Source organism: Streptomyces sp. SID486 (genome assembly GCF_009865385.1).
Taxonomy (GTDB): domain Bacteria; phylum Actinomycetota; class Actinomycetes; order Streptomycetales; family Streptomycetaceae; genus Streptomyces.
This window is the reverse complement of sequence record NZ_WWJT01000470.1, coordinates 1-19,810: the sequence shown is the minus strand read 5'-3', so window position 1 is coordinate 19,810 and position 19,810 is coordinate 1. Positions and strand designations below refer to the sequence as shown.

General features: G+C 69.8%; 13 protein-coding genes. 12 read left to right on the top strand and 1 reads right to left on the bottom strand.

All coding sequences use genetic code 11. The annotated features are described in order from the left end of the window. Positions 1 to 276: 276 nt before the first annotated feature. Positions 277 to 1,578 (top strand): GNAT family N-acetyltransferase, encoded by a 1,302-nt coding sequence (locus GT045_RS22030; protein ID WP_161335190.1) that lies wholly within the window; start codon positions 277 to 279, stop codon positions 1,576 to 1,578. Positions 1,579 to 1,741: 163 nt separating this feature from the next. On the opposite strand, the gene GT045_RS22025 is transcribed toward GT045_RS22030, so the two are convergent. Beyond that, positions 1,742 to 2,122 carry a LuxR C-terminal-related transcriptional regulator gene (locus GT045_RS22025; RefSeq protein ID WP_161335189.1) on the bottom strand — a complete coding sequence of 127 codons (381 nt, stop codon included), beginning with the start codon at positions 2,120 to 2,122 and terminating at the stop codon, positions 1,742 to 1,744. A 564-nt stretch (positions 2,123 to 2,686) separates the two neighbouring features. Here GT045_RS22025 and GT045_RS22020 point away from each other — a divergent pair. The 11 genes from GT045_RS22020 to GT045_RS21970 all read left to right on the top strand — a co-directional run bounded on the left by GT045_RS22020 (position 2,687) and on the right by GT045_RS21970 (position 19,135). Then, a complete protein-coding gene (locus GT045_RS22020; protein ID WP_161335188.1) occupies positions 2,687 to 3,262 on the top strand; it encodes a hypothetical protein in 576 nt (191 codons plus the stop codon). Next, a complete protein-coding gene (locus GT045_RS22015; protein WP_161335187.1) occupies positions 3,259 to 4,527 on the top strand; it encodes an NAD(P)-binding protein in 1,269 nt (422 codons plus the stop codon). The genes GT045_RS22020 and GT045_RS22015 overlap by 4 nt, the downstream gene beginning before the upstream one ends. A 3-nt stretch (positions 4,528 to 4,530) precedes the next feature. Then, the gene (locus tag GT045_RS22010) at positions 4,531 to 5,328 is read left to right on the top strand and encodes a HisA/HisF-related TIM barrel protein (protein ID WP_161335186.1); all 798 of its coding nucleotides are present in this window, start codon (positions 4,531 to 4,533) and stop codon (positions 5,326 to 5,328) included. 362 nt (positions 5,329 to 5,690) lie between these two features. After that, on the top strand, positions 5,691 to 6,341 hold the full coding sequence (locus tag GT045_RS39925) for a zinc-binding dehydrogenase (protein ID WP_345942715.1): 651 nt from the start codon (positions 5,691 to 5,693) through the stop codon (positions 6,339 to 6,341). 49 nt (positions 6,342 to 6,390) lie between these two features. Further along, positions 6,391 to 9,504, top strand: a complete 3,114-nt coding sequence (locus tag GT045_RS22000; protein ID WP_161335184.1) for an amino acid adenylation domain-containing protein — start codon at positions 6,391 to 6,393, stop codon at positions 9,502 to 9,504. Between the two features lie 61 nt (positions 9,505 to 9,565). Then, the gene (locus GT045_RS21995; RefSeq protein ID WP_161335183.1) at positions 9,566 to 10,234 is read left to right on the top strand and encodes a hypothetical protein; all 669 of its coding nucleotides are present in this window, start codon (positions 9,566 to 9,568) and stop codon (positions 10,232 to 10,234) included. A gap of 63 nt (positions 10,235 to 10,297) precedes the next feature. Beyond that, positions 10,298 to 11,218 carry a class I SAM-dependent methyltransferase gene (locus GT045_RS21990; protein ID WP_161335182.1) on the top strand — a complete coding sequence of 307 codons (921 nt, stop codon included), beginning with the start codon at positions 10,298 to 10,300 and terminating at the stop codon, positions 11,216 to 11,218. A 337-nt stretch (positions 11,219 to 11,555) separates the two neighbouring features. Further along, entirely contained in the window at positions 11,556 to 14,687 is a 3,132-nt protein-coding gene (locus tag GT045_RS21985; protein ID WP_161335181.1) for an amino acid adenylation domain-containing protein, read from the top strand. Continuing rightward, positions 14,684 to 15,982, top strand: coding sequence for an aminotransferase class I/II-fold pyridoxal phosphate-dependent enzyme (locus GT045_RS21980; protein WP_161335180.1), 1,299 nt, complete (start codon positions 14,684 to 14,686; stop codon positions 15,980 to 15,982). The genes GT045_RS21985 and GT045_RS21980 overlap by 4 nt, the downstream gene beginning before the upstream one ends. A 443-nt stretch (positions 15,983 to 16,425) precedes the next feature. Beyond that, positions 16,426 to 16,887 carry a hypothetical protein gene (locus tag GT045_RS21975; RefSeq protein ID WP_161335179.1) on the top strand — a complete coding sequence of 154 codons (462 nt, stop codon included), beginning with the start codon at positions 16,426 to 16,428 and terminating at the stop codon, positions 16,885 to 16,887. 505 nt (positions 16,888 to 17,392) lie between these two features. Further along, positions 17,393 to 19,135, top strand: a complete 1,743-nt coding sequence (locus GT045_RS21970; RefSeq protein WP_161335178.1) for an RICIN domain-containing protein — start codon at positions 17,393 to 17,395, stop codon at positions 19,133 to 19,135. Positions 19,136 to 19,810: the final 675 nt, after the last annotated feature.

The window sequence follows — 19,810 nt, the reverse complement described above, 5'->3', positions numbered from 1 at the left end:
CACGATGTGGAGGGTTTCTCGCGGCGCCGGACGACCGGGGACCTGCCGGGGGGAGGCCCCGGCAGGCCGGCCTCAACCGTGAGGGCGGCGGCCGCCGAGGGACAGCGAGCTTGCAGGTTCCTTCCACGTAGCGTGACAGGTGTACGCCTGGTGGACCGGGCCTACCCGAAACGGGGGGAGTGCGCTGAGCCGTCGGGAAACACAGACCACCCCGCTGAAGCCCGGATACGCTCTGCAACGGCACCTGGGCAGCGGCAGCGATGAAGAGTGGAGCGCATGACGGAGCGGACGGTTTGCCTCGATCCCGATCCGCGCGACTGGCGGTCCCGGAAGATCCTGGTCCGGGCCTACCGTTGGTATGCCACGGTGTCCGTCGACCGCGATGCCTACGTGAGCGCTTCGGCCTCGCGGGGACACGCATCGGAGCTTCCCGCCGCCTACACCGAAGCCGTCGACGCGGCGCGCGAAGCCTGCATGAACCGCATCTGGTACGACGGCTACCCAGGCGGCTTCAGTTACAGTGACGGCCCGTCCTGGGTCACGCTGTTCGCTCCGTTCCCAGATGTCGATGCCGCGGTCGAGGCGCTGCGTCTGGCTGAGCTCGACCGTGACTACAGCGGCTTGCAGTCGCTGGCGGAGCGTCTGGCACTGCCTGTCGCCGACTGGCTGGCTCCTGGTGAGCGCGAACTCCTGCGTGGTACCGACTTCGTCTCGTCACCCGCCGCGTTCCTGCGATTCCTGCGCGGTAAGGCCAGAGAGCACGGGGTGCGTCTCAACAGCCGGGCGGCTGCCGGGAGCGTGTGGGTCCGGCCGACGTTGTCGCCCCACGAGAGGCGGATACGGGAAGCGAGTCCCGAGCGGTATCCGGGGTGGGTGGATCTGTGGACCGGGCACGTCGAGGCCGAGGATGCTCCTCTTAGGCCCTGGGTGGGAGGGAGGGACCGGAACCTGAGTCATGGGGCGGTGCCTGTCCAGTTCCGAGTGGTGGATACACCGAGTGACGGTGATTGCTCTTGTGGCATGAGCAAGCAAGACGGCTGGGAGGGTGGCAGGGCGCACGCCAGGCACCATGTGGAGTGGGCGCTCGGTGTTCGAGCACCCGAGAACCTCGACTGGTGGGGCAGCCTGGCCGTCGTCACGACTCGGTCGTCCATCGCCTGGCGGAGACTGGTCTCACGGGTGGCGAGGATGCCGCAGAGGGAGAATCACTACGACTTCAGCTCGTGGTCCCACCTGGATGAGCCCGAAGTGACCCCGGACAACGTGCGTGCGTACCTCTTGCGGGCGAACGCGCGTGTCATCGGTTATCTGGCGGCTCATGACCACCGCCGGCACGTTCGCTGGGATCTGGTCGAGGGGTCCTCGGACGGCGACCAGGACGACACTCTGCGACCGCGTGTCGACCTGGTCTGGGTGGCGGACACTTGTCGCCGCCGCGGTGTCGGCGCCAGGCTCGTGCAGGCCCTCGCAGACGATTTCGGGTGTGACGTCGCTGACGTGTCGTGGTCGACGCCGATCAGTGATGCGGGGCAGGCTCTCGCGAGGCGGCTTTCACCCGAGGGCGTCTGGGTCAGTTGACGTGCCGCCGGGTCTGCGTGACTTCGGCACCTGCGAGCCCTGCGACCCCACCCGCAGAGCCGGCATCGGTGGGGGCTTTCTCCGTCCCGCTCAGAGCAGGTCAGGTTCCGCCCGGATCGCCGTACTCCGCGTGCCACTGGACGCCGAGCGTGAACCGGCGCCATCAGGGCGGGGGAGGCGGCGTCCCGCGACGGACGGGGGTGCTGAAGTGCTGGGCGATGGTCTCGGCCCGGCCCGATACCCCGAGCTTCCGGTAAATAGAGTGCAGATTGTTCTTGACGGTGCGCTCGGCTATGCCGAGTCTGCGTCCTATCTGGCGATTCGACATTCCGGTCACAAGTAACTGGTAGACATCGCTCTCGCGATCCGTGAGAGAGATTTTTTTACTGTCAGGTAAATTCGGCGCGGGGACGGGTGGATCGGGGTTCGGTCGGTGCTGTTCAACCAAAATTCTCAGCAGGTGAGTCATCTCGTTGACATCCCGTAGCAGCGCCCGGAGACTGCGCGCGATCTCGTCACGGCAGAGTTCTTCTTCGTCGGGCATGACGTCGTCCTCGGAGATGAGTCTGTCGCGCTCATGGACGGGTCAGCGGATCTGACGTCGCAAGGCGGTGCAGACAGACCCGTTATTCCCTGGTGCAGGGGGCGGCGAACCCGGTATTCGGTCAGGTTCCGTCCGGTGGTGCGTGGCCGTTCTGCGGCAGGTCTGCGCCGCCCCTCGTCAGTCCGCCCCCGCTGGTTCATCTCCGTCTCTGCCGTACCGGAAGCCGTCGGACGGTACTTCGCCGTGTGCGCCGGATCGTGGCGCGATAGCGATGGAAGGAGTCGATGAACATTAGGACGGCATGAACGCAAATGCGGGACCAAAGGACTTGGTGCCGTATCGAAGGTGCCTAATTTATTGCCGTTTTCGGCGTGGGGGCCCGGGCACTCGTGGCTGCGCGGAAGAGGGAAAGTAGCAATGTGGGGAGTGGAATCTGTGAATGCCGGTCCCGTGTCTGCGGCCGCCCGGTTACTCGTCGGGCAGGAGCAGATCATCAGGCAGCGTGACAACGCACTGTTGCGATCAGCCCGCGACGGCCGGGTGGGTCGACAGAATCTTCGTCGCATGGTGCAGGCCGACCAGCTGTGCCTGGCGACGGAGACAGTCGCCTATGCGGTACTTCTCGCCCGGTTCCCCAGCGGACCGGCGGCTGATCTTTTCGCCGCGCTGAATTCCGCTCTGCGCTCACTCAGGCCGAGCCTCGACCGGTGCGCAGAAGCTCTGGGATCACCACCCGTATCCGCTCTCGACCCCTCCACGGCCGCCGACGCATTCGCCTTCCCCATGGCGGTTTCCTGGATGTGCCTGCACGCCGGGCCCGCCGCTGCGGCACTGGCGCTGCGTTCGGACTTCGCGGCCTACGCGCGGGAGAGCCGGGAGCTCATGAAGGTCCTGGCCGAAACGGGCGCCGAAGTACCCGAGGCGGTCCGCGACCACTACAGCATGCCGGCACCCTCGGAACTGCTCGATCTGGCCGCCGCCGCCGTGGAGGACGGCGTCCGTGAGGGCGACGTGTCTGACCAGGCCGGGTCTGTTGCCGGAGTGTTGCTGGCCGGCCTCGACCGCTTCTGGCGGTTCGCCGCCGGGCCGGAGCCGGCGCCGTCCGCAGTCGGTGCGTGCCCGCGAAGCCTGCAGGGGTGACGGCCGTGCGCGTGGGGATAGCGGGCGGAGGGATCGCGGGTCTGACGCTGGCCTGGTTGCTCGCCGAGAGCCACGAGGTGCTACTGCTGGAGGAGCGCCCGAGGCTGGGCGGGAATGCGGAGTCCGTCCTGACGACCGCGGACGGCAGTACTCGTGTCGTCGATCTCGGTGTCAGGGAGACGCCCGTCGAGATGTCTCCGGTCTGGCGGCACATCGTGGCGTCGGTGGGCGTTCCGGCGGAGGATCTTGTCCCCGTCACCGCCTCTCGTGTGCTGTTCCGGAGGCATGAGCGCGTACCTCTGTGGGTCTCCGCCGCCGAAGGCGCCGACACGGCACGCCCGGTCACCACCGGGGGACCGGCGCACCAGGCCATGGCCCGCTTCGCCCGGGAATCGGCCCGGTGGGAGAGGGAGGGGATGTCCTGGGACGTCCCACTCGAAGACGCCCTGGACGCGTGGTCGCTGTCGTCCTCCTCGCAGCAGTTGCTGTGCGCGCTGCCGGCATCGCTGCACGGCTGCACGCTGGACGAGGTGTGCACCCTGTCCGCACGGGCGGTCGGCGCGACCTTCACCCCGCCGGACACGGTCCCCCGGACGACATACCTGCGGTCGGGCACCACCTCCCTCGTCCAAGGACTCGTCGCCGGCTCCCGTCCGGTCCGGCTGCGACCAGGTGCCGGCCTGCGTGCCGTGCGCCAGGTGGAAGAAGGCTTCGAACTCTCGGACGGGACCGGGGCGGTCCACCCGGTGGACGCTGTCGCCCTGGCCCTGCCGGCGGACCAGGCCCTGGCAGCACTCACCGGTCTGGCCGGCACGGGTGCGTGGCGAGCCGCACTGAACTCCATCGCATACCGGGAAGTGACCTACGTCCTGCACCGCGATCCGTACGGAATGCCCAGGGACCGGCGGGTGTGGTCCGCCGGCAACACGACCTTGGACGGGGACCGGAGCGAGACGACGACCTGGTACGGACCCTCGCTGGGCGTCGACCTGTTCGTCAGTCAGGTCGATCACCGCGCCGGACGGCCCCGCGAGGAACTCGCCCGCTCCTCGTTCCGGGCGACGCTTCCCACCCCGCAGGCATGCCGGGCAAGGCAGCGGTTGGGCGTCATCGAAGAGGGGCAGCGCCTTCTCTTCCTCGGGCACTGCACGACCCCCGTGGAGACGCAGGAAGCGGCCATGACATCAGCTCTGGCCGTGGCACACCACCTCGCGCCCCGCAGCGCACGGCTGCTGCGGCTGCGCAACTACCTGGAAGGCGGATGACCGATGCGACAAGAAAGCAGTACGGCGTACTCGCGGGCTCAGCTGGCCCGGCAGGTGATCCCCTGCATCGACGTCCACGACGGTGTCGCGACCGACCCGTCCGGAATCGAGGGGCTGGCCGATCCCCTCGACGTCGTCGATATCGCCACCTGCTACGCGCAAGACGGTGCCTGCCAGCTGTTCCTGGACGTCATCGATCCCTGGACCTCCGTCGGCTACCTGCCGGACCTGCTGCGCGAGTTGAGCAAGAGCGGCCTGGAGCTGCTCGTATCGGTGCAGCACGGAGTCCTGCCGTCGCCCGCTAAGTGTAGGGAGCTGCTGTCCGCGGGCGCGGACGCGCTCTCGGTCAGCACCAGCATGGTCGAGGAACCCGCCCGGGTGGCGGACGCTGTCCGCCTGCTCGGGGGCCGCCGGCTCATCGGCGTCGTCAACTGCTCGGGAGACCGGCAGCGAGGATGGCGGACCCTCATCCACGGCGGCGCCACCCGCACCACCGCGGACGCCCTCGCGGTGGCACGGCGGTTCGGGGAACTCCCCGTGCGCGCCCTGCTCGCCAACAACGTCGACCGTGAGGGCACGGGAATCGGTTACGACCTCGAACTGACCCGTGCCGCGGCCCGCGTGTCCCGGCTTCCGGTCATCGCCTCCGGCGGTGCGGGCTCGCCGGGACAACTGGCCGAGGCGCTGCACGGCGGCGACGCCACCCACGTACTGGTCAACAAGGTCGTCCACAGCGGCCGGGAGACGGTCGGTTCGCTGAGCGAGAGTCTGTACCGCCACCTTCGCGGGGAAGCGGGCTGATCGTGCGAGCCTTGGCCTTTCAGGGATACGGTGATCCGTCTCGTGTCCTTCGTCTGACGGACCTTCCCCGCCCCGAACCGGGCCCGGGGCAGGTACGGATCCGGCTGTCCTCCCGTCCGATCAACCCCTCAGACCTCCTCTTCGTCCAGGGCTCCTACGGTCGCGAGGCACGTTTCACCTCGCGACCGGACGGTGACGCCCGGGGGAGGGGCTGGGCTGTCGCCGGGTTCGAGGGAGCAGGCACCGTGGACGCCCTGGGCCCCGGCACGAACGGTCCCGCGCCAGGTGCCCGGGTGGCGGTCTCCACCACGGGAACGTGGCAGGAATACGTCTGCGTCCCCTGCACTTCGGTGATCCCGGTCGTGCACGGAGTTTCCACCGAGACCGCCTGTCAGCTCACCGTGAACCCGTTCACCGCGCGCTTGCTCGTGCGTGACCTCGCCCTCGATCCGGGCGACACGCTGCTCCTCACCGCAGGTGCCTCCGCCGTGAGCCGCATGGTGATCCACCTGGCGAGCGAGCGCGGCGTCCGGTGCCTGCCCGTGGTGAGGCACCCCGAACAAGCACGCGCGCTGACACGCCTGGGCGCGTGGCCGGTGACGGTCAGCTCCGCCGGAACCCTCCCCGGGGCGGTGGGCGACCTCGTGGAGCACGGCCAAGTGACCGCGGTGCTGGACGCGGTGGGCGGAGCCCTCGGCGACGCGGCACTGCGCTGCCTCCGTCCCGGCGGACGGTTCGTCTCCTACGGGATGCTGTCCGGCCGTCCCCTCTCGGTGCACCCCGACGCCCTGGTCTTCCGGCAGGTCAGCATGCACGGCTTCTGGCTTCCCGCCCGTATGGAGCGCCTGGACGACAAGGAGCTGAGCGTCCTCACCGAGGAGGTCCAGGAAGCCGTCGTGCGTGGCCTGCCCGGACTGGAGGTCGCCGAGCGCTACGACCTGGCCGACTTCGGGCCCGCTCTCGACCACACGATCCGGCACGGACGCGACGGAAAGATCCTGCTCACCGGCTGACCGCAGCCGGTCCCGCACACCTGGCCAGCCGACCCGAAAGGATTCGATCATGCCGTCGACGGCGCCGACGCCGAACGGCCGCACCCGGGAGCACGTTCGCCCGTGTGACGACACCCGTACCGGCTATCCCCGCGACGCCCTCCTCCCGGACCTGTTCGCCCAGCAGGTACAGCGGTCACCGGACGGAGAAGCCCTGGTCTGGAGCGGCGGCCGCTGGACGTTCCGGGAACTGGGCGACAGGGTGCGCCGCGCCGCCGCGCGGCTGCGGGCCCGTGGCGTGGGCGACGGCGACATCGTCGCCGTGCTGCTGGAGCGTTCCCCGCAGTCGGTGGTGACCACGCTCGCCGTCCTTGAGGCAGGCGCCGTCCACCTCCCCCTGGACCCCCGCACCCCCGGCAAACGGCTCACCGCGATGATCCGGGACGCGGCGGCCAGGTGTCTCGTGACCCCGCCGGACGCCGCCGTCCGCCCGTCCCTCCCGCTCGTCCAGGTCACCACCCGCGAACTGGAAGAGGAGGAGAGCCCACGGCCGGCACCGCGCCGGACCGCGGGCCGGGTGGCCACGGACGCCGCATACCTCGTCTACACCTCGGGCTCGACCGGCGTACCCAAGGGTGTGCTGTGCCATCACCAGGGGCTGGTCCGCTTCGTGACTGCCGACCATCCGGCGGTTCCCGGGCCCGGCGAACGTCTGCTCGCCACGACCAACCCGACATTCGACGTCTCGTACTACGAGATCTTCTGCACCTTGCTCAACGGCGCCTGCCTGGTGCTCCCGGAACCCGACGTCCTGCTCGACACCGAGGCCCTGGCGCAGTGCCTGCGCCGGCACCGCATCAGCACCCTGTGGCTGGCTGCCGGACTGTTCCACGTGCACGCCCAAGCAGCCCCCCGCATGTTCTCCGGCCTGCGCTGTCTGATGGTGGGCGGCGACTCGGTCAGCCCCGGCGCCATCCGCGCCGTACTGGCGCACGGCGCGCCAGCCACCTTGGTCAACGGCTACGGGCCGACAGAGAACGGCGTCATCACCACCTCGTACACGATCCGCGACCTGCCCGAGCACGCGGAACTCGTCCCCATCGGCAGGCCGGTGCCCGCGACCACGGTCCACGTGGTCCGGCATGACGGCACGCTGGCCGAAGCCGGGGAGGAGGGGGAGCTCTGGGTGGGCGGGGACGGGGTGGCGATCGGCTACCTCAACGACCCGGAACGGACTGCGGAGCGCTTCGTCCCCGACCCCTTCGGCTTAGATCCGCAGGGGCGCCTCTACCGGACGGGTGACATCGTGCGCCGCCGGGCCGACGGCGTGCTCGAGTTCCTGGGGCGCAGGGACAGGCAGGTGAAACTACGGGGCTTCCGTGTCGAACTGGACGAGGTGGAGGCCGTACTGTCCACCCACCCCGACGTCCGGGAGGCCGCCGTCGGCTTACTCGGTGAAGGCCCTGGGAAACACCTCGGCGCTGTCGTGGTCGGCGCCCCCGGTGCCGATGCCGGCGCCCTGGCCGCGCGTGTGCACGACCACGTCCGGGACCGTCTGCCGGACCACATGGTGCCCCGCCGGCTCGTCTGCGTCCCGGACCTGCCCCTGACGACCAGCGGCAAAGCGGATCACGGCCGCCTCCTGGCCCGGCTCACCTGGCCGGGAGCCGACCCACAGGGCGCAGCACCGGCGGGCGCAGACGTGAGAGCCGTCGAGCGGATCTGGTGCGACATCCTGGGCACGCACACCGTGGGGCGCGACGACGACTTCTTCGCACTGGGCGGCACCTCGTTGACGGCGACTCACGCCGCCACGGCCACCCGCCGCCACTTCGGGATCGACCTGGAGCACGGCAGCGCGCTCGTCGGCGAGCTGCTGGACAATCCGACGCTCGGGGCCTTCACGGAGCGGGCGCGGCGACTCGCCGGGCAAGGGGCGGCAGTGGCGTCACGCCCGAAGCCGGACTTCCATGCCGAGGCGCGACTGCACCAGGCGATGCCGGTCTCCGATGCGCTGCCCGCGTCAGGGAGGCCGGGGCGGGTGATCATCACCGGCTGTACCGGCTTTCTCGGCGTCCACCTCGTCGATCGGCTCCTCGGGGCCGGCGCGGAGCGCCTCTACTGCCTCATCCGCACCCGGGACGAGGCACACGGTACTGCGCGCGTCGCAGCCCGGATGCGACGCTACGGCCTGGATCCGCAATGCCTGGACGACCGGATCACGGTGGTCCCGGGAGACCTGTCCGCCGAACGGTTCGCACTGGACAGGACCGCCTGGGAACGACTGGCACGGGAGGGCGACCTCATCGTGCACTGCGGCGCGCAGGTCAACCTCGCCTATCCCTACGAGGCACTGGCTCCGGCCAACGTCGGCGGCACGCGCACGGTCATCGAACTGGCCGCCTCGCAACGACCCAAGGCCGTGCACCACGTCTCCACCGTCGGCGTCCTCGCCGGCCTCGGACCCACCGGCGTCCGGCAGGCGGCGGAGCACACCCCGCTCGCCCGGCCCGACCTGCTCCCGAGTGGCTACACCGAGACCAAATGGGTCGCCGAAAAGCTGGTGGCGGAGGCCGCTCGCCAGGGGCTTCCCGTGTCGATCCACCGCCTCGGCGAGGTCACGGGCACCGGTGACCGGGGGATATGGAACACCGACACCCTGATGTGCGCGCTGTTCCGCACTGTCGCGCAGGCCGGCGTGGCCCCCGACGTGCCGTTGCCGCTCGACTTCGTCCCCGTGGACCACACGGCCGACGTGATCACCCGGGTGATCACCCACGAGAAGCCCGACGGCCGCGTCTACCACATCACCAATCCCGGCGAGGCGCACCTGCCCCTCCTCGTCGACCGTCTGCGGGCCATGTCCTACCCCGTACGCACGGTCGGACACCGGGAATGGGTGGCCGACGTCGTCCGGGCGACCGAAGCGGACCCCCGGCACCCGATGACGCCGTACCTCCCGCTGTTCGTCGAGCCCGTGACCGGCACGGACCTTGCCGTCGAGCGGACGTACCTCACGAGCACGTTCCCCCGCCTCAGCCGCGACAACACCGACCGTGTGTCGGCGGACGCCGGCCTGACGTGCCCGCCGGTCGACGCCCGGCTGATCGACCTGTATCTCAGCCGCCTCAGGGAGAGCGGATTCCTCCCGCCACCGGAGGCCACCGGCGGCCCCGCCGCCTGAGCTGCTCACCACCCGTACCGGCGACGGTCATCCGCCGCCGACCGCATCCGAAGGGAATCACATGACCACCCGAAGCCATGTCGACGCAAAGGCCCTGGCCGACGACGTCCGCCGGCGCCTCACCGGCGAAGCCCCCGGCAGCCCGCTCAGCCTGGCACCCGTCACGGGCCCCGGCGTCCTGGAACCGCTGCGCCGCCTGGTCGCGGTCGAGTACCGGGCACACGCGGTGGAACTGGTCGCGTACGGCACCCTGCTGGCCCGGTTCCCGCACCGGCCCGCCGCCGAACTCTGGGTGACCCTGGCACGCATCGTCCACGAGGCCACTCCCAAGCTGCGAGAGGTGGCCCGGTCCCTGGGGATGGTGGAGACCGACCTGGTCGGCCGGCCGGCGGACAGCGGTGCCTACGCCTTCCACGGCGCCATGTCGTGGATCGCCACATCCGGGAGCCAGACGGCGGCAGCCCTGGCCGCCCACACCGACATGCAGGTCTACTACTCCGGCGCCACCGCCGTCGCACGACGCCTGCGGGAGACGGGCGCCCCGGTGCCGCAGGAGTTCCTCGACTACTACGACGACCCCGGAGACGACGCCCTGGAGGAACTCGCCCTGACCGTCGCCCAGGACGGCCTCGACCGTGGCGACGACCCCCAGCAAGCCCTGTTCCACGCCCACCGCATCGCGGACGCACTGCTGAACGTCTGGAGGGCCGCGGCGGCCGACACGGTCTGACCACGTGACGTGACGGTGCAGGGGCCCCCGGCCTCTGCACCACCTACCCGGAAGGAAGCAGGATTGAACGGCACCGACAAACCGACGTACGAGGTACTGCCGAACCACCACAGCGATCCGTTCCGCGATCACGTGGTCCGGGCCTACGAGGACTCCCCGAACGACTGGCAGAAGGTCCTCGGTGAGGAACTGCACTTCCAGTGGGGTGTCTTCGGCCACCCGCACGCACCTCGCCCCGTATCCCTCGACGAGGCAGGGCTTCGGCACCTGGAACGGCAACTCGCCCTCGCCAGCGGCGACGGCACCGGACACACCACCCCGCGACGGATCCTGGACGTGGGGTGCGGCTGGGGAGCGACGCTGAGGCACCTCGCGCGGGTCTTCCCCGACTGCCCGCGCCTGGACGGCATGAACATCAGCGCCGAGCAGCTCACCCACTGCGCGGACCGTCTGCGCGACGTGCCCCGACCGGACCGCGTCCACCTGTACCTGTGCGACGCCGCCGACATCGCCGAACTGCCCGCCCCGGAACAGCCCTACGACCTGGTGCTCGCCCGGGGAGTCATCACGCACCTCCCCCCGCAGGTGTACGAGACCGCGACCGCGGCACTGGCCCGGCGCATGCAGCCCGGGTCCCTGCTCGTCGTCTCCGAGACGCTGTACAGCGAGGAGTTCCTGGCCCGTGAGCCCACTCCGCCCACGGACGCGGACCATCTGGCGCTGGGGCACCGCAAGTCGCTGCGCTACGTCACCGACGTCCTGCGGGCCAACGGATTCCGGATCCGGGACGATCGAGTGCTCCCGTGCGGGGAGGACGCCGCCCGGTGGGTGCTGGAGCTGAAGGGCAACATCGACGTCCACTTCCCCGAGGAGGCGAGCCCGCCCCTGGAGGCGATCCGGCAGATGGCGGCAGACCTCGCCGTTGCTCTCCTCCGGCAAGAGGCGTCGGTCCACAGCATCGTCGCCGAAAGGGGCCCCGCATAGGGCACTCGCCACCGGCGTCGCCGCGCGTGGCCGCCCAGCAGTCCACCAGGACGGCACAGCAGCCATCCGCCGGCGCGGCGACGCCGCACGGCCGTCGGACCCGATCTTCCTGCGGAACAGCACAGACCGGTGCGCAGACGCCGACCGCCGACCCACCGGTGCGCCGGCGCGACAGCGGCACATCCCACCGTCGTACGCGCTCCCGCAGGTCGCCCTGCGCCTCCCCGAAGAGGCTTTGACGGGCCGACGTGCACACCCGTCGCGTCACCGCGTCAGCCCCTGGCGGGCGTGACGGAGGACAACAACCTCACCATCCGATCGAACCCAAGGAGCCGGCGTGCCAACACCCGATGAATCCACCCCCACTTCCCTGCCCCGACACGCCCGTACCTGGAATCAGGTGTCCACCGACCACCCTCGGGCCGCCACCATCCCTCTCCTCTTCACGGAACAGGCCGACGCCCGGCCCGAAGCGACGGCCGTCGAATGGGTGGACGGCGCATGGACCTACCGGGAGCTCGCGGCACAGGCCCGGCGCGGCGCCACGGCGCTGCGGGCGCACGGAATCGGCGCCGGAGACGTGGTCGCCGTAGTGATGCGCCGGTCCCCGGCGGCAGTGGCCACCATCCTTGCGATCCTGCACGCGGGCGGGGTCTATCTTCCACTCGGTCCGGACCAGCCCGCCGACCGACTGACCCGGATACTGCGGGACGCCGACGTCCGGATGGCGGTGCACGACGAGGACGAGCCCGTGGAGGTTCCGGACTCCACGACGGCCGTCTCCGCCGACGACCTGTTCACCGCTCCCGAGGACGCCGATCCGCAGTGGTGGCGCGAACGCGCCGCGGGGGAGGCGGCATACGTCATCTACACGTCCGGATCGACCGGCGCACCCAAGGGCGTGGTGTGTCCCCACCGTGGCCAGATCCGGTTGGCGCGCGGGGCGGGGGAGCTGCGCATCCGGCCCGACGACCGTGTTCTCGCCACCACCGACCTGACGTTCGACGTCTCCTGCTTCGAGATCTTCGCCACCCTGCTCAACGGCGCCTGCCTCCTCCTCGCACAGGACTCCGAACTGCTGGAATCCAAGGCGCTGGAGAACGTGGTGCGCGGCCGGCACGTCAACGTGATGTGGCTGAGCGCGGGCCTCTTCCACCAGCACGCCCACCTCACACCGCACCTCTTCGCCGGCCTGCGCCTCCTCATCGCGGGTGGTGACGTGCTCAGCCCCCGCGCGGTGCGCACCGTACTGGCGGAGGGGCGGCCGGGCACCTTCCTCAACGGCTACGGGCCCACGGAGAACTCCTCCCTCTCCACCGTGTGCCGGGTGGACGACCTGTCCCCGCAGGCCGAGTACGTGCCCATCGGGGTGCCGGTCGCGGGCTCGACCGCCTACGTGGTGCGCGAGGACGGCACCGTCGCAGCCCCCGGCGAAACGGGCGAGCTGTGGGTCGGCGGGGACGGGGTGGCGCTGGGGTACCTCGGCGACCCGCGCCGGACCGCGGAATGCTTCGTCGAGGACAGGTGGAGCCCCGACGCGATACGCGGACGGCTCTACCGCACCGGCGACATGGCACGGTGGCGCGAGGACGGGGCGCTCGAGTTCCTCGGACGGCGCGATCGCCAGGTCAAGATCCGCGGCTACCGCGTCGAGCTGGACGAGGTCGAGTCGGTGCTGTCGGCACATCCGCACGTGCATCAGACGGCGGTCGGCGTCGTGGGCGAGGGGGCGGGGCAGCGGCTGGTGGCCGCTGTCGTGGCGCACGGTGGACATGAGCAGAAGGACCTCGCGGCTCGCCTGCACGAGCATGTACGCGACCGGCTGCCCAGCTACATGGTGCCGACGCGGATCGCATCGGTGGATGCGCTCCCCCTCACCTCCAGCGGCAAGGTCGACCGCAGGTCGCTGTCCGCCCTGGCCACGCCCGCCGCTGCGGCGGCCCGCGACGATGCCCCCCGGGGAGAGGTGGAGGAGACCCTCGCCGGTGTCTGGCGCGATGTCCTCCACGAGGACAGGATCGGACGCGACGCGCGCTTCTTCGCCCTCGGCGGTACGTCGCTGCGGGCCACACAGGTCACCGCCGCGGTACGCGAACGGCTGAAGGTGCCGGCCGGGTTCGGGCGTGCGATGATCCGCAGCCTGGTCGGCGATCCGTCCCTGCGGGACTTCGCCGCGACGGTCCGGGACCTGCTCGACGGTCACGAGGAGTCCGCCGACACGGACACCGACTTCGCGGTCGAGAGCCGACTCGATGCGGACCTGCGCTACACCCGGCCCACGACGGCCGCCCTCGGGGCCCCGCGTCAAGTGGTGTTGACCGGTTCGACCGGATTCCTCGGGGTCTACCTCGTGGACCGGCTGCTGCGGGAGGGCGTGGAGAAAGTGCACTGCCTGATCCGTGCCGATGACCCCTCGCAGGCCCTCGCGCGGCTGGCCGCCAGGATGCGGCGCTACGGCCTCGACCCCGAACCGCTACTGGACCGCGTCGTCCCCGTACCCGGAGAGCTCGCCGAGCCGCACCTCGGTCTGTCCGGACGCGACTGGAACCGGCTGGCCCGTGAGACCGACCTGATCGTGCACTGCGGAGCACAGGTCAACTTCGCCTACCCCTACCGCGCGCTCGCGCCGACCAATGTCGGTGGCACCCGCACCCTGCTGGAGCTGGCGGGCGAACACACCACCAAACCGCTCCACTACATCTCCACCATCGCGGTGATCGCCGGGTTCGGCACCGCCGGCGTCGCACAGGTCGACGAGAACACCCCGCTCGACCACGCCGACCGCCTGTCCCTGGGCTATCCCGAGACCAAATGGGTCGCGGAAAACCTCGTCTCCGAGGCCGGACGACGCGGCCTGCCCGTGGCCATCCACCGCCCCTACGAGGTGACCGGCACCGTGGACCGGGGCGTGTGGAACACCGACACCATGATGTGCGCCCTGTTCCGTACCATCGCCGAAACCGGTCTCGCCCCGGACATGGCGCTGCCGCTGGACTTCGTGCCGGTGGACTACACCGCGGACGCGATCACACACATCATCACGCACCAGGAACCCGACGGACGCGTCTACCACCTCACCAACCCCCGCGCAGCCCACCTGCCCCTGCTCGTGGAACGCCTGACCGCCATGGGATATCCGGTGCGGACCGTGCCCTACGACGCGTGGACGGAGATGCTCGCCGAGCTGACGGCCCGGCTGCCCGACCACCCCATGGCCCCGTACGTCGCCATGTTCGTCGAACCGGCTCGCGACAGCGAGGTTTCGGTCAAGCAGATGTACACCGACGGTATCTTTCCCGCCTTCGGCCGCCACAACACCGACGCCGCACTCGCCGACAGCGCACTCGTCTGCCCGCCTGTCGACGCCGAACTGCTCGACACCTACCTGCGCGAGTTCAAGCGCACCGGGTTCCTGGCGCCACCCTCCGCGTGCACCCGCGCCGCATTCGCTCCCGGGAACACCGCATGACGCCCTGCCCCCGCGTCCGCGCGTCACGGAAGCTGTCCGGTGTCTCCTACAGTCTGCGTGGCCCGCTGGCGGCACAGGCCGAACGCATGCGAGCCGCCGGCGAGGACGTACTCGCGTTGAACCTCGGGGACCCCGCCGCGTACGGTCTGCCGCCCGCCCGCGAGGTGGTGCAGGCAGTGCGCGAGCACCTCGACCACTCCTGCGGATACAGCGCTGCCGCCGGGCTCCCGGAGGCCCGTGACGCGGTGGCCCGGCATTACCGCGACAAGGGACTCGACACCGTCCGGTCGTGCGACGTCTACCTCGGCAACGGAGTCTCGGAACTCGCACCCCTGTCCCTGCACGCCCTCCTGGACCCCCTCGACCAGGTCCTCATCCCGGCACCGGACTACCCCATGTGGACGGCCTCCGTGGTCATGGCGGGCGGCCGGCCGGTGCACTACCCGTGCGACGAAGCCTCCGACTGGTGTCCGGACCCGGCGGACATCGCCCGTAGGGTGACCGACCGGACGCGAGCCATCGTGGTGATCAACCCCAACAACCCCACCGGCGCCGTATGGCCGCGCGGGATCCTCGACGGCATCGCCGACATCGCCCGCAGACGGGGCTTGGTCCTGCTGGCGGACGAGATCTACGCCGACTTCCTCTACGACGGCACTTCGCACACACCGCTCGCGACGTGCGCCCCCGATGTACCGTGCTTGACGTTCGGAGGGCTGTCCAAGCGCAGCCGCATCCCCGGCTACCGCATGGGATGGCTGGCACTGACCGGTTGCCGCGGACCCGCGAGCGACTACGTCGCCGCGCTCGAGACGCTCGCGTCGCTGCGCCTGTGCCCCAACGTCCCCGCGCAGCGCGCTGTGGAAACCGCGCTGCGCGTCGACGACACACGGGCGTTGACCGCCCCGGGAGGCGCGCTGCGCCTGCGGCGGGATCACCTGTGGCATCTGCTCGCCGACGTCCCCGGCGTGCGGGCCGTCAAACCCCACGGCGCGTTCTATGTCTTCCCGCGCGTCATGCCGGGGCATTACCGTCCGAGCGACGACGAGAGCCTGGCCGCCGATCTGCTGCACGAGGAACGACTGTTCGTCGTTCCCGGCTCCGGCCTCGGTCCGGTCCGGCCCGGACACCTGCGGATGGTCACCCTGCCTCCGCCCCACATCCTCACCGAAGCGGTCGCCAGGCTGGCCCGCTTCCTCGACCGCCGCAGCACCACCCGCCCGTCCACGCCGAACCAGGACCGACCTCAAAGGCTCTGCCGCCGACCCTGTGAGGAGCGTCGGCCTCCTCCCTGAGGCGTGCGACGGCACCCCGCGAGGTGCAGCGTCGATGACCGGCCCCGGCCGCCAGGGCCCGTCGTTTGGATCATCTGGTAGTTGACCAAGGCTGCTCACCGGAGACTCGATCGCGGTACCGATGGTGGCGTATGCGTGGGCCCGGAGGACTTCCGCCGGGCTCACGGGAGCAGTTCGATGTGCGGATGGTCCGGGGAAGCCGGGCAGACATGGAGTTGGAGGTCGTAGCCGCCGATGATGTCGATCAAGGTGAAGTTGCAGTCCTGGGCGCCCGAAAGAGGCGGGGTCGAGTTCGTCCGTTCCTCCTCGGCGATCCAGGTCCCGCTGCCGCCGTCCCATTCCCAGGAGGCGATGGTGAGGAGCGGGACCTGCTCGGTGCCTCACCTTCGAAAGCGGAGAGGGCACCGGCCCTGGCCGTCGGCGATCTGGACGTGTACCTGTGGATGAACCACACCGGTCCGGACGGCCGGCTCAACACCCACTGGCTGCACAAGACATGGACCTCCTGGCGGGGCAGCTGGGGTGACAGTCTCGGCTGGATCGTCACCCGGCCCGCTGCCATGGCCAGATACAAGGGTCGGCTGTGGCGGGTCGCTACCGGGACTGACCAGCGCATGTACGCGGCCACCGGGACGAGCAAGCTCTACGGGACCGAGGTGCGGCCCCACTGGACCAACGCCGGCACCATCAATGCGTGGCCCAGCACGCACGGACCTGCCCTCGCCGTCCACCAGGACGACCTGTGGGTCTTCCACCGCGATCCGAAGGGCGCGCTGCGCTTCTGCCGAGAATCCCAGCACTGGGGCGCCTTGGGCCTCGTCAGTTGGCAAGCGCCGTCGAAGCTCATGGACGAACCGTCAGCGGCCTCCCACGACAGCAAGCTCTACGTGATGTACCGCCGCTGAGCCCCGCAGTACGTGAACACCGCTGTGCGGCGGCCCCGCCCTCCACCTGGGGCGAGGCCGCCGCACACCGGTGTTCACCAGGGTCCTGTCCAGGGATCGGCCGGGGGTTCGACCCTGAGCCGACGGTGCCGGAGCAGGTGCAGACCGTGGGCACGGGCGCCCGCCGACGAGTACGGGCCCTACGCCAGCCGACCGAACGTGCATCCGCCGCCGAAAGCCATGTCGGCGAGTATGCAGCCACACTCGCCGACACCGACGACTCCGATACGCGGTGTCCCTGGTGCATGGCGGCCACCGAGGGCGTTTCTTTCGGATCACCCGTTCCATGGCCCCGGCGCGAGACATACTTCGCCACGAGGCGTGCATGTGCCACCGCCGCCGGCGGCACCCCTGCCGGCCTGTCAGGACAGGCGGGATCCGGGGCCGGCGCAGACGGAGGTGTCGAGTCAGGTGTGTCCTACCGCAGGCGTTCACCGGCGCCTGGCAGCACCGCGGAGGTGTGGGGATGAGTGATGTCGCCGACGACGGCGATGAGTTCAAGCGGGATGTGGTCGCCGGCATCCGCGGCGCACTGGGCGGTTCGGGAGTCCGGACGCGCATGGGCGCCAGGATGGAGCACAGCAGCTCCACCAACGTCCTGTTGGCCGTGATGCTCAACGGGTTCGCCCGGCACGCGGCCGGGCAGCCCCTGTCCGACCTGGAAGGCGTCTTCACGAACGCGTTCTCCCGCGCGGGCTTCACGGCCGGCGAGCTCGGCGAGATGGGGCATGCCTTCTCTACGGCGGCGCCGGAGGTCCGAAGGAGGTTGTTCCCCGGGCGGTTCGCCGCTCTGGGAGTGGAGGAGTCCTACGGCCTGGCCGACCTGCGGGCCGATCTGCCGCAGCTGGGCCGGGATTTCCTCGCCACATGCAGCAACATTCGGGCGGTGGACGCCACCCGCCCGACGGGCCCGCTCGGTGACGATCCAGAAGCGAGGGCGGTGCAGGAGGCGGCCGCCCCCGAGCCCAGCGCAGCCTTTCTGCAGGAGACCGCCGACAACGGATGGGGGCTGGTGTGCTTGGGGCTGCCCCTCGACCACCCCACCGCCGCGAGCGCACGATCCGGCGGCGCGGGCACGTACTGGGTGTCGCTCGACTACCTCACATGCCACCGGGAGTCCAACGAGTGGGGCAAGGACGAGCCGAAGTTCTCGCTGGCCCTGTGCGACGGGGACACTCAGCGCAACTACACCAGCGAGAAGTTCAGCATGAACACCGGCTACACCCGCGCCTTCGAACCGAACCGGTTGTGGAACACCACAGTCGACAACGGCGGCCTTGCTGTGGTGATCGACGCCTGGGAGATGGACCACGGCGGTGGCGACGCCAAGGCCAAGATGATCATCGACGAGATCCTCAAGATCCTGATGGACGAGTTGTCGATCGAGACCTGGCTGGACATGGTCGACACCGTCGTCGGCGAGCTGACGGGCGTCGGAGTCCCGCCGGCGGTTGTAGCGATGTTCGCGATGATCCTCACGTTCATCAGGCAGATCCTGACGAACCAGGACGATCACATCGGCACCTACTCGCTGCTGGTGCCCGAACCAGTGCTGATGCTGCAGAAACAGATCCAGGACACGCTGCGCAAGCCTCCGCCCGAGGGGGCGGTGCGCAGAATCGCCGCGCTGACCCGCACCAGCGAAGTCATCGTCGAGACGCTCCTACGCCTGGGCGCCTACCGGACCTCCAAACGCGAACTGGTCTTCGACGCAGGCAGCGACGGGAAATGGGAGATCGGCTTCCTGTTGCTGCCCGACGCCTCCAACCAGGTGACCGGTCTGCTTCCCAGAGTGCGGCTGGAATCCGTTCTCAGCGGCAAGTTCGCCACCATCCACGGCCCCTACAACGACGACAGCCCGTCCATTCGGCAAGAGGGCTGGTACGACGCATCTCATCAGCGATGGGAACTCGACCGCCTCGGCGGCGACCTCCACAAGTTCACCTCCGTCTTCGCCCCCACCCGCGTCATGTCGATCCACGGCCCTTACCCCGGCAACGCGCCCGACATCAACCTGTGGACCTGGAGGGACGCCTCGCACCAGAAATGGCGCCTGCTCCCCGTCGCCCAGAACGAGTACTTCATCGTGTCCGACTACCGCGGTGGAGCAATCAGCGTCACCAACGCCTCCACCGACAACGGCGCCAAACTGTGCCACCACGGTCTGCAAGGCAACCGCAACCAGCTCTGGAGGATCCTTGGAGCCTAGGCCCTGCACCGTCGTGGTCGTCGCGTACATCAAGGTCTGAAACAAGCCCTCAGCCGGCTCCCACACCGTGAAGGGTGTCGGGCCGACAACCCTGCTGGTAGGTCCACGCGTGACCAGAGCAGGAAGCTTCGCGCAGCGGTTGCCTTTCCCGCTTGTGGCGGATCCGCCACAGGCGGGAAAGGGCGCCACATCAGTGGGGTCGGACGCGAGAGTGGAACCATCGGCGGCCTGCGCTCCTGGTGTCGGGCTGTGGCGGGTGGCGCGGCTGCAGGGGTTTCGGTGTGGGCGGGGGTGAGGCCGGTCAGTGATGTGGCCAGGACGGTCGGGACGACGTCGGCGAGCGGAGCGGCCCCTCCTCTGCGGGAGCGAAGCGGAAGTCCCATGACGTCGGTCTGTCCAGGCGGAACGGTTCGCCATTCCGTTCAGGGGCGACGTTCATTCAGATGAGCCGCAACACCAGCGCCGACCGTTGACGCATCGTATGAGTTGCTGCTGCGGTGTGTGAGGGGCGGGACTGGGGGAACCATGTGCGGCGGAGGTCAGCGTACGCGTATGCCCTTGACTTCCTGAAAGAAACACACATTTTATGTGCTTGTGAGCGTGATGTAAGGGCATGCGGTGGCCAGGAGGTTGATAACAATGGTTCCCCTGCTTCTGGTTCTTCTGCTGGCTCTG

Coding starts and splice junctions, on each gene's coding strand:
- GT045_RS22010 (WP_161335186.1), top strand. CDS start 4,531: ATGCGACAAGAAAGCAGTACGGCGTACTCGCGGGCTCAGCTGGCCCGG.
- GT045_RS21975 (WP_161335179.1), top strand. CDS start 16,426: ATGAACCACACCGGTCCGGACGGCCGGCTCAACACCCACTGGCTGCAC.
- GT045_RS22000 (WP_161335184.1), top strand. CDS start 6,391: ATGCCGTCGACGGCGCCGACGCCGAACGGCCGCACCCGGGAGCACGTT.
- GT045_RS21995 (WP_161335183.1), top strand. CDS start 9,566: ATGACCACCCGAAGCCATGTCGACGCAAAGGCCCTGGCCGACGACGTC.
- GT045_RS21970 (WP_161335178.1), top strand. CDS start 17,393: ATGAGTGATGTCGCCGACGACGGCGATGAGTTCAAGCGGGATGTGGTC.
- GT045_RS22025 (WP_161335189.1), bottom strand. CDS start 2,122: ATGCCCGACGAAGAAGAACTCTGCCGTGACGAGATCGCGCGCAGTCTC.
- GT045_RS22020 (WP_161335188.1), top strand. CDS start 2,687: ATGGTGCAGGCCGACCAGCTGTGCCTGGCGACGGAGACAGTCGCCTAT.
- GT045_RS22030 (WP_161335190.1), top strand. CDS start 277: ATGACGGAGCGGACGGTTTGCCTCGATCCCGATCCGCGCGACTGGCGG.
- GT045_RS21980 (WP_161335180.1), top strand. CDS start 14,684: ATGACGCCCTGCCCCCGCGTCCGCGCGTCACGGAAGCTGTCCGGTGTC.